Genomic DNA, 14,168 nt, shown 5'->3' with positions numbered 1-14,168 from the left:
ATGATGCTGTTCTCGCCGTAAGGCTCGGGGGGGTAGAATGTGGGAAATCAGGATGGATAAATGAGCGAAAAGTCCCTTTCAGAAGCCGAATACGACGCCATCACCGACGCCGCTGCGCATTGGTGTATGCGTGTGCATGCCAGCGACTGCACGGCGGCTGAACGTCAGGCCTTCGAACATTGGCACGATGCCCACCCGCTGCACGCCTTCGAGTATGCCGCGATGTTGGAAATCTGGGACGTGGCCGATCATTTGCCCCGCAATGCGCCTGCACCGCTTGTGGTGCCGCTCAAGCCTCGCAAACGCTGGCGCTCTTATGCAGTGGCAGCCGCCATCTGCCTTGCTGCCCTGCCGCTGGCCGCCTTCACGGGCTGGGAAGCCGGTTGGTTGCCAAGCTCATACGAGCGGTTTGACGCCACCAACGGGCTGCGCAAAGTTACCCTCGGTGACGGCAGTGAGGTGGAGTTGAACCTGGGCACCGAGCTGGTCTACAGCCACTACAAGGATCGTCGCCAGGTGAAGTTGGCCAAGGGCGAAGCGTTTTTCAACGTCGCCCACGACAGCGAGCACCCGTTTATCGTGCAGGCTGGCGAAGGCCAGGTTCAGGTCACGGGCACCCAGTTCAATGTGTGGAAGTATGAAGACCAGGTGAGGGTAATGTTGCTGGAAGGCTCGGTGCAGATCACCAGCGACGCGGTGCATGGCAGCGTGCCGTTGACTCCGGGGATGCAGGCCAGCTACCACCGCGGCGACGCCACGCCGCAAGTCGCCGCGATCAAACCCAATGACCCTGCGCTTGCCTGGCGTACGGGCAAGCTGGTGCTTGATAACCTTGCATTGGCCGATGCGTTGCCGCTGATCAACCGATACCTGAACAAGCCAGTGATGCTGGCGGATGCCGGTACCGGGAGTATTCGCATTGGTGGCATCTATAACCTCAGCGAGGTCAACAACCTCATCCCTTCCCTGCCCAAGGTCCTGCCGGTCTACCTGACCCGCAACCAGGATGGCAATCCCGTACTCAACTCCATCCCGGGTAAAACGCCCAAGGGTTGAGGCGCGCCTTTTTACTTCAGTGTCCACTTTTGAAACACCTCGGTACGCTGAATCGCCCAGCGGCTGCGGATTCATGCATCTGTCATCGAGACTGTTTCATCGCTGACACAGTTGAAGAGTGTGGCCGGGCATATCGCGCCGCCCAGCGACTGTTTCATGCTTGAAACACTGCTATCGGCGATGCGCGCAGAAAAATCGCAACCTATTGAGTTTCAAACGTAAACGAAAAGCGGCACGGGTTCTGCTCTTTCCCTGATAACGCTGTTTAGGGTCAGCGTTCAGAACAAGGACTGCCGCCGTGATCACACTCAGACACGCCTCGATAACCGTACTGCTGATCAGCTGCGTGCTCAGCGCCGGCATCAGCCATGCGGGCGATGGCGTTATCGTGACAGGGCGAACCGTGCAGGGTCACATGTACGGGCGCACCTCCCTCCCCGATCCATACCCCACCACTGCCAACGCCAACCCCAGCAAAGAAATCATCAGTGCCACCTCCGGCGAACTCAGTGATCGGGACATTGGCGGTATCCGCAGCGGTTCTGGCCTTGCGCGCTCCATCCAGCCCAACGGCAACCTGTCTGGCCTGAGCGCCACGCAAAACAGCCTGTCGACCCAGGGCGCCGGTGCAGCCGCCGGCCATGGCGCGGGCAGCAGCATGGCTGGGCAGATCAATGGTTCGATCCAGCGCGGCATGGCGCCCTTGAACAACCTGGGCAATATGCTGGGGGGCAAATGATGAAGCGCATCCTGTTGACCATCGCCCTGCTGGGCAGCGCCTCGGCAATGGCCGACAACACCGCCGTTATCAACAACAGCGGCCAACAGTACGAAGGAGTGCTGTCGATCAACCAGGCCGCTGGCAACCAGCAACAGATGTCCAACAGCCGCGCAATCGCGCTCGATGGCCAGGCCACCAATGTGAATATCCAGCGGCTCGACGGCAACGTCGACCCGTCCTTGAGTGCCAAGGTGGCGATTCAGGGCGCTTCATTTATCAATGGCAACGGCGTGCTGGGCGTTAACCAGTCGGCCGGGGCCAATAACCAATCAATCAACGCGGTGCGGATCAGCCTCAACCCTGGCCCGCAAAGCATCGATGACAGCGTCCTGTTGCAACAGAACACGACGCAGTTGACCGACTCAGGGCTCACCCCCACCACTGGCAGCCGCCAGGTCGCGACCAGCGACCAGGCCTTCACCGGCAGCCGAGGAGTGATTCAGGTGAACCAGAGTGCCGGGGTGGGGAACCGAGTGGCTAACACCCTGGGCATCACTATCAAGTAACCGCTTGGTAGACGTTAGTTAGACCGTACCAACACTTAACCCAACTAATTAGAAGCAAGGAGAAACACCATGAAACCTCAAATGGCTCTGAAACCTCTGGTTTTCGCTCTCGCCGCACTCATGGCAGCAGCTGCTCAAGCGGGTGGCTGGCACCCAGCGCCTCAGCCAACGGGCGTAATTGCTGCTGTCGTCACGGATGTACAAAACAGCGCAGGCAATAAATTCAACGACACCAAAACCGAAAACAACGCGTCTGCCGATGACTCCGTCAATGGCAACAGCGGTAACGTCGGCGTCAACGTGCAGTCTGGCAGTGGCAACCAGGCCGACAACTCTGCCGCCATCTCCAGCGCCAAAGGCGATGCAGCGACCGTGTTCGGCGTGGTCGACGTGAATCAAAACAGCGGGCTGAACAGCTTCATCAACAAAGGCACGCAAAACAACTCCTCCCTGGATAATGCTGTTAACGGTAACTCCGGCAACGTCGGTTACAACGGCCAGTCCGGCCAAGGCAACCAAGGTAAAAACAACCTGGCTATCGTGACCGCTGACGGGAAAAATATCGCGGCGGCAGCCAATACCGAACAAAACTCGCTTGCCAACAACTTCCTCAACACCGCCGCCAGCAGCCACGGCTATGGTGGCAAAGCTCAATACGTGTCGAACAATTCCAGCCTCGACAACTCGGTCAACCGCAACTCCGGCAACGTAGGCGTCAACCTGCAATCCGGTGCGGGCAACCAGGGCAGCAACAGCCTGTCAATCGGCCAGGGTTGCACTGTGTGCAGCAGCGGCGTGCGTTTCTGATCCAACGGGGCCTTGGCAACAAGGCCCTTTTTATTTCAGTGTCCAACAGGTCATTCGATCATGCGTATCGCGACCCTCACCCTCTTGATGTTGCTCACCGGCACGACCTGGGCAGGCACCATGGCGATTTCCGCCATGCCCGGCGGTGCGGTGATCTTCAAGAAGGTCGAGAGCATCCGTGAGCGCCGGTTCGCCAACCTGGTGGAACAGAAAACCGATTTCAGCTGCGGTGCCGCGGCACTCGCGACCATCCTGCGCCAGGCCTATTGGCTGGACGTCGACGAAGACCACATCATCAAAGGGATGCTGGTAACCGCCGACCAGGACCTGGTGCGCACCCAAGGCTTTTCCATGCTGGATATGAAGCGCTACCTCGAAAGCATCGGTATGCGTGCCCGCGGCTACAAGATCGCACCCGATACCCTGGTGACGGTGAAGATTCCCGTGGTGGTGCTGCTGGAGATCCGTGGCTACAAGCACTTCGTGGTGATGCAGCGGGCCGACAAGGACTGGGTGTATATCGGCGATCCCGTGCTGGGGCACAAGCGCTATTCCCGTGACGACTTCGTCAAAGGCTGGAATGGCATTGTGTTTGCCGTGCTGGGTGAAGGTTACGACAAGGCCAACGTCTTGCTTGACCCGCCCACTCCGCTGACGGCCAAGAACCAGTTGAACGAGTTCCGGCCCGTGGGCGATGCCGAGTTGATGGATTTCGGTTTTATCCAGAGCGACTTCTTCTAGAAGCGCAATAAGGGGCAGGACGCCCCAGGAGCAGCAGATGAACACTTTCCGTTGGCTGACGGTCTTGTGTCTGGCAGCCTCTATGCCCGCCTATGCTTCATCGGCTTTCAAACCGATCGAACTCAATGATGCGCAGATGGCCGACTTGCGTGGCCGTTACGTAATGCCGGGGCGCATCATCAGCTTCGGCATTGTCATGAGCAGCACTTGGACCAACGCCGTCGGTGACCGCATTACCGGCACGGCCAACATGCAAATCGACAAGACCACCGTTACTCCGCAATTCTATGTGCAAACCACCGGCTCCACGGGTAACGGCAGCCTGCCAAACACCGGAACCGGTAATGTGGTCGGTGGCGCCGGCCTCGGCAGCGGCCAGGGCGTAACCCAAAGCGTGCGCACCGCAGGCGATGGCAACACCGCCTACAACGATGTGGGCATCAGCATCGAGAATGGCGTCGCCCCCGCCAGCAACCTGCAAACGGGGCAGGTGCTGATCGCCGGCGGCACCGTGACCGGTGACAGTGCGGCGGGCCGCGTCAGCGTTTCGGCCAACAACGGCGGCGTACAGATGGCGATCCAGGCCAACCACAACCAGGGCAACAGCCTGCAGCAGATCGGCGGCGGCAATGTGCTGCAGGGTACGGTGCTGACCGGCAACAGCAACCTTGTCAGAAACATCACCCAACTCAACGTCGTGATGAACAATAACGGCTTGAACAACGGCGCGTTGAACTGCAATTTGGATCAACTCAAAGGCCTACGCACGCTCGGTTATTGAACTACGCTGACCCTCGACACTTTCGCATTAGAACAGGACGGCTTATTTCATGCATCGATCGTTATCGCTACGCGCGGTGATTTGTTTAAGTACGCTCTTGCCCGCATCCGTGCTGTATGCCGCGCCAGACGCCGATATCGAAACCCTGAAAAAGGAACTGCTGGAACTCAAGCAACGCTATGACGTGCAGCAAAAAGCCTTGGCCGTGCTGGAGCAACGCGTGCGTCAGGTAGAGGATCAACCCGCAGCGCCCGCCCCCAAGCGCTTGGCCAAATCACCTGCCGACTTCAAGCAAGGCGCTAACGCTGTCGCCGCCACGGGTACCGGTGCAGCCGCGGCGTCAGGTGGTGCAGGCGGTGGCGGCAGCTCCTACGGCCAATCCCTCAAGGACGACTCGGCCCCTGCGCAAAGTGTGAGCAACCTGTACAACGAGGCCAGCGGCTTTTTCGGCAATGGCAAGTTCAGCGTGGAAACCGGCATCACCTATGCCCGTTACGATGCACGCCAATTGACCCTCAATGGCTTTCTGGCGCTGGACTCGATCTTTCTGGGTAATATCAACCTGGACCGGATCAAGTCCGACAGTTGGACCCTGGACCTTACCGGGCGCTACAACGTCGACAACCGCTGGCAGTTCGATCTGAACGTCCCCGTGGTGTACCGCGATTCGACCTACCAGTCCGGCGGCGCCGGCAACGATGCCACCGCCACCTCGGAAGCCTCGGTGACCCGCGACCCTACCATCGGTGACGTCAACTTTGGCGTGGCCTACAAGTTCCTCGACGAAACGCCGACCTTGCCGGATGCGGTAGTGTCTGTGCGCGTCAAGGCGCCCACGGGTAAAGAGCCGTTCGGCATCAAGCTGGTCAGGCAACCCAACAACGACAACCTCTACTTGCCGGAAAGCCTGCCTACGGGCAACGGGGTCTGGTCGGTTACACCGGGCATTTCCCTGGTCAAGACCTTCGACCCGGCGGTGCTGTTCGGTTCGCTGTCGTATACCCACAACTTCGAAGACTCGTTCGATGACATCAGCAGTGAAGTCAACCAGAAGGTGGGGGGCAAAGTACGCCTGGGCGACAGCTTCCAGTTCGGTGTCGGTGTGGCGTTCGCCTTGAACGAGAAGATGAGCATGTCGTTCTCGGTTTCCGATCTGGTGCAGCGCAAGAGCAAGCTCAAGCCGGACGGCGGCGACTGGCAATCGGTGGTGTCCAGCGATGCCAACGCGGGTTATTTCAACGTAGGCATGACGATTGCCGCCTCGGATAACCTGACCATTGTGCCGAACCTGGCGATCGGGATGACCGATGATGCGCCGGACTTTACGTTCAGCCTGAAATTCCCGTACTACTTCTGACCGCGAAAAAGTGGGAGGGGCAAGCCCGCGAAGACGTCGGCCCAGCAAACATTGATGTTGGTTGATCCACCGCTATCGGGGCATAGGTATCTACACAACTTTGCAGTCGCCAATGGCAACCACGATGCGAAGCGAGCCGTTCTTGATCTTGATCTGCTTTTGATCTTAGGCGGCCCCCCAAATCCCTGGCGGATTACGGGCACACCGAGCCCAGGCGAGGTGCCGAGTGGTGGGGCAAGAGCCTTTTGGTTACTTTTGGGCTCTTCTTTTCAAAAGTGACCCGCTGTAAGAGCGGAACCAGTAGCAGCCGTTACCCAAATAACGGATATGTACTCGGTCTAATCCAACATCCCGGCCGGTCCTGAGGCCGCCATCGGGAGCAAGCTCCCTCCCACAGGGGATCTGCGCTTAAGTGACCGGCATTACCCTCCACAACCCGCCTTAGCGGATCTGGTGCTTGTGCAGCAGCCGGTAGAACGTCGGCCGGGAAATCCCCAGCACACGGGCTGCAACACTGAAATTATCACTGTGCCGATTGAGCACATCGCACAACGCCTGGCGTTCGGCGCGGTGCTTGTAGTCTTCCAGTGTCGCCATCGGCGGCGAAAGTACCTGCTGGCCTTGCAGCCCCAGGTCCACGGCTTCGATCTGGCGCCCTTCGGCCAGCACCAGACCGCGGCGCACACGGTTGGCCAGCTCACGCACGTTGCCTGGCCACGGGTGTTGCCCCATCGCCACCAATGCCTCTTCGCTGAAGCTGCGCGGGCGTCGGCCGGTTTCCTGGCTGTAGAAACGCGAAAAATGATTGGCCAGCATCGCCACGTCACCATGGCGCTCGCGCAATGGGGCCGTAACTACTTGCAAGACATTGAGGCGGTAATACAGGTCTTCGCGAAAGGCGCCCTTCTCCACCGCGGCTTCAAGATCCACATGGGTGGCTGCCAGCACGCGTACATCCACCGAGATGGGTTGGCTGCCGCCGACGCGCTCGATATGTTTTTCCTGAAGAAAGCGCAACAGGTTGGCTTGCAGCTCCATCGGCAAATCGCCGATTTCATCCAAAAACAATGTGCCACCGTGGGCCGCCTCAATCCGTCCGACCTTGCGCTGATGTGCGCCGGTAAAGGCGCCCTTTTCATGGCCGAACAGTTCCGACTGGATCAGATGCTCAGGGATCGCCCCACAGTTAATCGCCACAAACGGCTTGGCGTGGCGCTGGGATTGCCGATGAAGGGTCTTGGCGACCAGCTCTTTGCCGGTGCCGCTGTCGCCACGAATCAGTACCGGCGATTCGGTGGGCGCCAACTTCGACAACAATTTGCGCAGTTCCCGAATCGGGTGGCTGTCGCCTAACAACTCGTGGGGTTCATCTACCGGCACGACACCTTTGCCCCGCAATCGCGCCATGCCAAACGCACGCCCAATGGTCACCTGGACCCGGGCCACATCGAACGGCAAGGTATGAAAATCGAAGAACCATTCGCAGACAAAATCTGCGACATTTTGCAAACGCAGGACTTCAGGACTGAGCACGGCGATCCACTCGGTACCGCTGCGGCCAATCAACTCCTTGACCGCCTCGGGGCGTTCCAGATGGCAGGGCTGCAAGCGGAGCAGGCCCACATCGCAAGAACGATCCCCCACCGCCTGCAATGCACAGCTGTCAACTTCCCAGCCGGCAGTGCGCAAGCCGGGTAGTAGCCTGTGACAGTCATCACAGGGCTCGACTACCAGCAAGCGGCGTTGAACAGGTGTCACGACCATGACGATTCCTTGGCGCCAAGATTATTAAAGTTATTTAGAAACAAGGATTTGGGGCGCCTGGCGCTAACCCTAGCAAGATCTTGACGCTCACCTTGTACTATTTCGCTATAAGTGCGGGCAAAAAGCCATGTGTGTTTAATCGGGGGCAAAAAGTTTGCTGCTGCCGAAACTTTCAATCAGCTTTCAAAACAGCCGCTTACATGACGTTAGTCAGGGAAAGTTAAAATTTCTTGCTCTAGCATGTGACCCGCACCCCACCATCGTGCATCAGTACAAGTAACCCACCGCACGGTCAGCCCAACCGCCGGTACTCACTTGAATGGGCATACAGAGAGAAGACCCAAATGAACGCTCCGCTGCGCATCAACGAAGCTCTTTTGATTGCAGACCGTGCCTTCCAACCCTTTCAGTGCGTGGCCTGGCACGATGGCAATGGCGCCCTCAGCCTGAGCGTCATCGACCGTACCAACACCCGTATCGGCAGAAAACAGCTGTCGTCGACTGCCTATACCGACCCGGCTCAACTTGAAGACCTGTTGTTGCAGGCTCGCGCCGAGCTCGACAAAGATGGCTACCAGTTACAGTCCTGGGCAATGCCGAAGTAATTCAATGCGGCAACTTCCAGCCAACGTCAAACATCGGCTGGAAGTTGTGCAATAACACTTCAAGTACTTAGCGTGCCGCGAGAATAAACCGCTCGAACGCCTCGGCAGCCCCGTCCTCGATGTTGCTGCCGGTCACCACATTGGCCTGGCGCTTGACGGTTTCTTCGGCCTGGCCCATGGCAATCGACAATCCAGCCACGTGAAACATCGCCGGATCGTTGCCGCCGTCGCCGATGGCAGCGGTCTGGTCCAGCGGCACGCCAAGGTGCTCGGCCAGGGTTTTCAAGGCTTCGCCTTTGTTAGCCAGCATTGCGGTCACGTCCAGATACACCGGCTGTGAACGCGATACCTGAGCCAAACCTTGTACCTTGGGCTGCAACTGCGCTTCCAACTCCACCAGCAACTGCGTGTTGTTACTGGCCGCGACAATCTTGTCGACCCGGTCCAGGTAGGGCTCGAAACTCTCCACGACCACCGGGCCATAGCCCAGGCCATCAGCTTCGCGCTGCATCATTGGCCCTGGCGGGTCGCGGCGCAGCCAATCGCCGTCGGCAAACACCCACACTTCTACATCCGGCTCGGCAGAAAACAGCGCCAGCGTGACCAGTGCCGCTTCTGCCGGCAAATGGTGAGCCACCAGGATGCTGCCATCCGGGTTGACCAGCGTGCCGCCGTTGAAGCCGGCCACCGGCACATCGATGCCAAACGTCTCGATCAAATGCAGCATCGCCTTGGGCGGACGCCCGCTGGCGAGGCTGAACAGCACCCCGGCTTCACGCATCGCAGCAATTGCGTCGGCGGTACGCTGGCTGAGGCTGTGGTCGGGGTGCAACAGCGTCCCGTCTACATCACTGAGGACAAAGCGGATGGGATGAATCGTTACGTCACTCATCCGAGGCTGTGCCAGGTGCGGCCGTCACGAGCGAGTAACGCATCCGCTGCCACCGGGCCATCTTCGCCAGCCTTGTAGGCCTGGATACCGTCGTCTTCCTTCCATGCATCCAGGAACGGCTGCACGGCGCGCCAACCGTTCTCGATGTTGTCGGCACGCTGGAACAACGTCTGATCGCCGGTCAAACAGTCGTAGATCAGGGTTTCATAACCTGTCGAGGGCTGCATCTCGAAGAAGTCCTTGTAGTCAAAACCCAACTCGATATTGGCCATCTCCAGAGTCGGCCCAGGCTTCTTGGCCAGCAGGTCGAACCACATGCCTTCGTTCGGCTGGATCTGGATTTTCAAGTAAGTGGGCTTGAGCTCATCGACTTCGGTATCGCGAAATTGCGCATAAGGCGCCTGCTTGAAGCAGATCACGATCTCGGTGTCGCGGATGCTCATGCGCTTGCCGGTTCGCAAGTAAAACGGCACACCGACCCAACGCCAGTTATCAATCATCACTTTGAGCGCAACGAAGGTCTCGGTGCTGCTGTCGGCTGCGACGTTGGCTTCTTCGCGATAACCGGGCAATGGCTTGCCAGCGATTTCGCCAGCGGTGTACTGGCCGCGCACGGAATTGGCCCGCGCATCTTCCAGCGACCAGGGACGGATCGCACCCACCACCTTGGCTTTCTCACCGCGCACCGCATCGGCACCAAAGGCTGCCGGCGGCTCCATGGCCACCATCGCCAGCAGCTGGAACAGATGGTTGGGCACCATGTCGCGCAGTGTGCCGGTTTTTTCGAAAAAGTTACCTCGGGTTTCAACGCCGACGGTTTCAGCCGCGGTGATTTGCACGTGATCGATGTAGTGGTTGTTCCAGAACGCTTCGAACAGCACGTTGGAGAAGCGGCTGACCAGAATGTTCTGCACCGTCTCCTTACCCAGGTAATGGTCGATGCGGTAGATCTGCTTCTCGCTCATCACCTTGAGCAGGCACGCGTTCAGCGCCTCGGCGGTGGCCAGGTCGGAGCCGAACGGCTTCTCGATAACCACACGCCGAAAGCCATCGTCCGTTTCATTCAACAAACCGGCACCGCCCAGGCGCTGCACCACTTCACTGAAGAAGCGCGGCGCAGTGGCGAGGTAGAACACGGCGTTGCCGGTGCCGCTGTCGGCGATCTTCTGCGCAATATCCGCGTAGGTGCCGTCGTCGAGGAAGTCGCCCTCGACATAGCTGATGCCCTTGGCCAGTTGCGCCCACAGCGTAGGGTCCAGGGCATGTTCAGCATTGCCCCGGACCTTGCTGGCGGCTTCGGTGCGAATGAAATCCTCAAGCTTCTTGGCGAAGTCTGCGTCGCTGATGGCGTTGTGATCAACGCCAACAATACGCAGGCCATTGCCCAGCAACCCGTCGCGGCTCAGGTTGTACAGCGCCGGCATGAGCAGGCGCTTGACCAGGTCGCCATGGGCGCCAAACAGAAACAACGTGGTAGGTGGAGCGGGTTCGGCCTTGGGTTTCTTGCCGTTGGCGGTCATTTTTTGGAGGTCTCCACATGGCCGCCAAAGCCGAAGCGCATGGCAGACAGCATTTTGTCGCCGTAGGTGCTCTGCTGGCGGGAGCGGAAACGCGCAAACAGCGACGTCGACAGCACCGGTACCGGCACCGCTTGTTCCATGGCCGCTTCGATGGTCCAACGGCCTTCGCCGCTGTCCGCTACGGAACCGGAGTAACCATCGAGTTTCGGGTCGGTGGCCAGGGCGTCGGCGGTCAAGTCCAGCAGCCACGACGACACCACGCTGCCACGGCGCCAGACTTCGGCGATATCGGCAACGTTGAGGTCAAAGCGCTGATCCTCCGGCAGGTTTTCCGAGTTCTTGGTCTTGAGGATGTCAAAACCTTCGGCGAACGCCTGCATCATTCCGTATTCAATGCCGTTGTGGATCATCTTGACGAAGTGACCGGAACCCGCCGGGCCTGCATGGATATAACCGTGCTCGGCGCGTGGGTCGGCTGCGGCCGAACGGTCCTTGGTGCGCGGGATATTGCCAAGGCCAGGGGCCAGGCTCTTGAAGATCGGGTCCAGGCGCTGCACGGTCTCGATGTCGCCGCCGATCATCATGCAATAGCCACGCTCCAGGCCCCAGACGCCGCCGGAAGTGCCGACGTCAACGTAGTGCAGGCCCTTTTCAGCCAGGGCCTTGCCGCGACGTACGTCATCCTTGTAGTTGGTATTGCCGCCGTCGATGATCACATCGCCGTCTTCGAGCAGCTCGCTCAAGGCATTGATGGTGTCTTCGGTGGGCGCGCCCGCCGGCAACATTACCCAGACCGCACGGGGCTTTTGCAGGCCAGCCACCAGGGCATTCAAGTCGGCGACGCCAGTGGCGCCCTCCTCGCTCAAGGCTTTGACGAAGGCTTCGTTACGGTCGTATACAACGGTGGTATGCCCATTGAGCATCAGGCGCCGCGCAATGTTACCGCCCATGCGGCCTAGTCCGATAATCCCCAGTTGCATGTGCTGATGCTCCTAACTTCTAAAAAATGTGTGACATAGTTTATAGCGCAATGAGGCTAATGAGGGTTAGTCCAGAGCAGATCCGTGTAGTTTCATGACAAAAAAGTTGCCATCGTTTCACCATCACCGCCTGAAAAGTCACACGACCGCCAAAAATAAAAAAGTTCCCTTGCTGCAAAAAAGAATTCAAACTTGCTTCCGACTGTTGCCCAAACCCTGTTTGAGCAGCGCGATCTACCGGCTATTTGCGAGGTAAGCAATGAGCACAGCACAGATGACCCGCCCGCCACAGACCCTCTACGTCAGCATCCGTCGCGATGAATTGCGCCAGTTGAAGGACGAGCGCGATCAGTTGCAACAGGAAGTCCTGCGTCTGCGTTCACACCTTCAAGCCCAGCTCGAGCTGCCATCCCAGGCCAAGCCAGCGCTCTGCTGAACGCACCTGGTCAGTTTGTAAGGCAATACCTACGGAAAACTCACAAAGTTTTCACACACTTATCCTAATACTCCCGCCCGCGATGCCGCTCACGTTCTGAGCGGCCCGATGTCGCGCGACTCTGCGCGACGATCATTGACTGATGGGGCGCTGGATGGCGATGTTCAAACGCAGCACGACGACTGCGAAAGGCTTTGATTGGGCCGGCCTTGGTTGGCTATTCCTGTTTTTCTGGTATTTCTCGGGTATTACCCAGCTTCTTATCCAACTGACCGGCACGTCCGGCTTCAGTGGTTTCCGCCAGGCATTCTTCATGAGTGCACTGTGGCTAGCGCCGATGTTGCTGTTCCCGCGCAAGACACGCGTGCTTGCCGCCTTGATCGGTGTGGTGTTGTGGGCCTGCTCCATGGCCAGCCTGGGTTACTTCTTCATTTACCAGCAGGAGTTCTCCCAGAGCGTCATCTTCATCATGTTCGAGTCGAACATCTCCGAAGCGGGCGAATACGCGACCCAATATTTTGCCTGGTGGATCGTGCTGGCGTTCATAGCCCACACCGCCTTCGCTATCTTCCTCTGGACGCGCCTGCGCCCGGTGTACCTGCCTCGCGGCCAGTCGATCGTGGCGGCCATCGCCATTGTCCTGGCGGTTGTGGGCTACCCGCTGGTCAAGCAAATCGCCACCAGCGAAACCATGGAATTGGCCATTGATCGTTTCGAAACCCGTATCGAGCCTGCCGTGCCTTGGCAGATGATCGTCGCCTACCGTCGCTACACCGAACAGCTGGACAATATGCAGGGCATGCTCAACAGCGCCAGCCAGATCCCGCCATTGAAGAACCTCAAGGACAGCATGGCCGGCCAGCCGTCCACGCTGGTACTGGTAATCGGCGAGTCCACCAACCGCCAGCGCATGAGCCTGTACGGTTATCCGCGCAACACCACGCCGGAACTGGACAAGCTGCGCGACCAACTGGCCGTGTTCGATAACGTCATCACCCCTCGCCCCTATACCATTGAAGCGCTGCAACAGGTGCTGACCTTTGCCGATGAAGAAAACCCGGACCTGTACCTCAAGACGCCGTCGATTGTCAGCGTGATGAAACAGGCCGGCTACAAGACCTTCTGGATCACCAACCAGCAGACCATGACCAAGCGCAACACCATGCTCACGACCTTTTCCGAACAGGCCGACGAGCAGGTGTACCTGAACAACAACCGCAACCAGAACGCCCGCCAGTACGACGGCGATGTGCTGGCGCCTTTTTCCAAGGCCCTGGCCGATACCGCCGAGCGCAAGTTCATCGTGGTGCACCTGCTGGGTACTCACATGAGCTACCAGTACCGTTACCCGCCGACGTTCGACAAGTTCACCGACCGCCAGGGCGTGCCGGCCGGTGTCAGCGACGCGCAGTTGCCGACTTACAACAGCTATGACAACTCAGTGCTGTACAACGACTTCGTGGTCTCCAGCCTGATCAAGGACTACGCCAAGACCGACCCCAACGGCTTTTTGCTGTACCTCTCGGACCACGGCGAAGACGTGTTCGACTCCGCCGGCCACGACACCCTGGGCCGCAACGAAGGCAAGCCGACTGCACCGATGTACACCATCCCGTTCATGGCCTACGCCTCACCGAAGTGGCGCGAAAGCCACGACTGGAGTTTCGCCGGCGACCTGCAACGGCCTTACAGCAGTTCGCAGTTGATCCATACCTGGGCCGACATGGCAGGCTTGAGTTTTGACGAACTGGACCACAGCAAGAGCCTGGTCAGCGACAGCTTCAAGCCTCGGCCCTTGTTGATCGGCAACCCTTACGAAACCAAGCAGAAGGCCCTGATCGACTTCAGCCTGATCAAGCCGAAGAAGGCCAATGGCGCCGAAGTGGTGGCGAAGTAAGCAGGGGCGCTGCAACACAAAGATAACAATCATTCTCGTTTAAGC

14 protein-coding genes are annotated in these 14,168 nt (G+C 58.8%); 10 read left to right on the top strand and 4 right to left on the bottom strand.

Going from position 1 to position 14,168, the window contains the following annotated elements:
* Positions 1 to 60: 60 nt before the first annotated feature.
* The 7 genes from FW800_RS07930 to FW800_RS07900 all read left to right on the top strand — a co-directional run bounded on the left by FW800_RS07930 (position 61) and on the right by FW800_RS07900 (position 6,029).
* Positions 61 to 1,056: a FecR family protein gene (locus FW800_RS07930; protein WP_446437366.1), complete on the top strand. Its 996-nt coding sequence runs from the start codon at positions 61 to 63 to the stop codon at positions 1,054 to 1,056.
* Between the two features lie 298 nt (positions 1,057 to 1,354).
* Positions 1,355 to 1,795, top strand: coding sequence for a hypothetical protein (locus tag FW800_RS07925; protein WP_446437365.1), 441 nt, complete (start codon positions 1,355 to 1,357; stop codon positions 1,793 to 1,795).
* Positions 1,795 to 2,343, top strand: a complete 549-nt coding sequence (locus FW800_RS07920) for an adhesin (protein WP_078821496.1) — start codon at positions 1,795 to 1,797, stop codon at positions 2,341 to 2,343. The genes FW800_RS07925 and FW800_RS07920 overlap by 1 nt, the downstream gene beginning before the upstream one ends.
* A gap of 69 nt (positions 2,344 to 2,412) precedes the next feature.
* Complete coding sequence (locus tag FW800_RS07915; protein ID WP_005788658.1) at positions 2,413 to 3,150, top strand: hypothetical protein; 738 nt, start codon at positions 2,413 to 2,415, stop codon at positions 3,148 to 3,150.
* A gap of 60 nt (positions 3,151 to 3,210) precedes the next feature.
* The gene (locus FW800_RS07910; RefSeq protein WP_032875883.1) at positions 3,211 to 3,891 is read left to right on the top strand and encodes a C39 family peptidase; all 681 of its coding nucleotides are present in this window, start codon (positions 3,211 to 3,213) and stop codon (positions 3,889 to 3,891) included.
* Between the two features lie 37 nt (positions 3,892 to 3,928).
* A complete protein-coding gene (locus FW800_RS07905) occupies positions 3,929 to 4,672 on the top strand; it encodes a hypothetical protein (protein ID WP_446437364.1) in 744 nt (247 codons plus the stop codon).
* 49 nt (positions 4,673 to 4,721) lie between these two features.
* Entirely contained in the window at positions 4,722 to 6,029 is a 1,308-nt protein-coding gene (locus tag FW800_RS07900; protein ID WP_005788665.1) for an autotransporter outer membrane beta-barrel domain-containing protein, read from the top strand.
* A 441-nt stretch (positions 6,030 to 6,470) separates the two neighbouring features.
* Here the strand turns inward: FW800_RS07900 and FW800_RS07895 are convergent, their stop codons facing one another.
* Entirely contained in the window at positions 6,471 to 7,793 is a 1,323-nt protein-coding gene (locus FW800_RS07895) for a sigma 54-interacting transcriptional regulator (RefSeq protein WP_446437363.1), read from the bottom strand.
* Positions 7,794 to 8,137: 344 nt separating this feature from the next.
* Between FW800_RS07895 and FW800_RS07890 the strand changes: the two genes are divergently transcribed.
* Positions 8,138 to 8,398, top strand: a complete 261-nt coding sequence (locus FW800_RS07890; RefSeq protein WP_032875895.1) for a hypothetical protein — start codon at positions 8,138 to 8,140, stop codon at positions 8,396 to 8,398.
* Positions 8,399 to 8,465: 67 nt separating this feature from the next.
* Here the strand turns inward: FW800_RS07890 and FW800_RS07885 are convergent, their stop codons facing one another.
* Genes FW800_RS07885 through gnd form a run of 3 tightly spaced genes read right to left on the bottom strand, consistent with a single transcriptional unit; the run spans position 8,466 to position 11,790 of the window.
* A complete protein-coding gene (locus FW800_RS07885) occupies positions 8,466 to 9,290 on the bottom strand; it encodes an HAD family hydrolase (protein WP_446437362.1) in 825 nt (274 codons plus the stop codon).
* On the bottom strand, positions 9,287 to 10,810 hold the full coding sequence (gene zwf / locus FW800_RS07880) for a glucose-6-phosphate dehydrogenase (protein WP_446437361.1): 1,524 nt from the start codon (positions 10,808 to 10,810) through the stop codon (positions 9,287 to 9,289). Before zwf ends, FW800_RS07885 begins: the two co-directional genes overlap by 4 nt.
* On the bottom strand, positions 10,807 to 11,790 hold the full coding sequence (gnd, locus tag FW800_RS07875; protein WP_446437360.1) for a phosphogluconate dehydrogenase (NAD(+)-dependent, decarboxylating): 984 nt from the start codon (positions 11,788 to 11,790) through the stop codon (positions 10,807 to 10,809). Before gnd ends, zwf begins: the two co-directional genes overlap by 4 nt.
* A 259-nt stretch (positions 11,791 to 12,049) precedes the next feature.
* Between gnd and FW800_RS07870 the strand changes: the two genes are divergently transcribed.
* Positions 12,050 to 12,226, top strand: coding sequence for a DUF6026 family protein (locus FW800_RS07870; protein ID WP_157243918.1), 177 nt, complete (start codon positions 12,050 to 12,052; stop codon positions 12,224 to 12,226).
* Between the two features lie 154 nt (positions 12,227 to 12,380).
* Complete coding sequence (locus FW800_RS07865) at positions 12,381 to 14,123, top strand: phosphoethanolamine transferase CptA (RefSeq protein ID WP_446437359.1); 1,743 nt, start codon at positions 12,381 to 12,383, stop codon at positions 14,121 to 14,123.
* Positions 14,124 to 14,168: the final 45 nt, after the last annotated feature.

The organism is Pseudomonas sp. 910_23 (genome assembly GCF_052850795.1).
The sequence above is the reverse complement of the archived record's forward strand: the minus strand, read 5'-3'. Positions and strand labels throughout refer to the sequence as shown.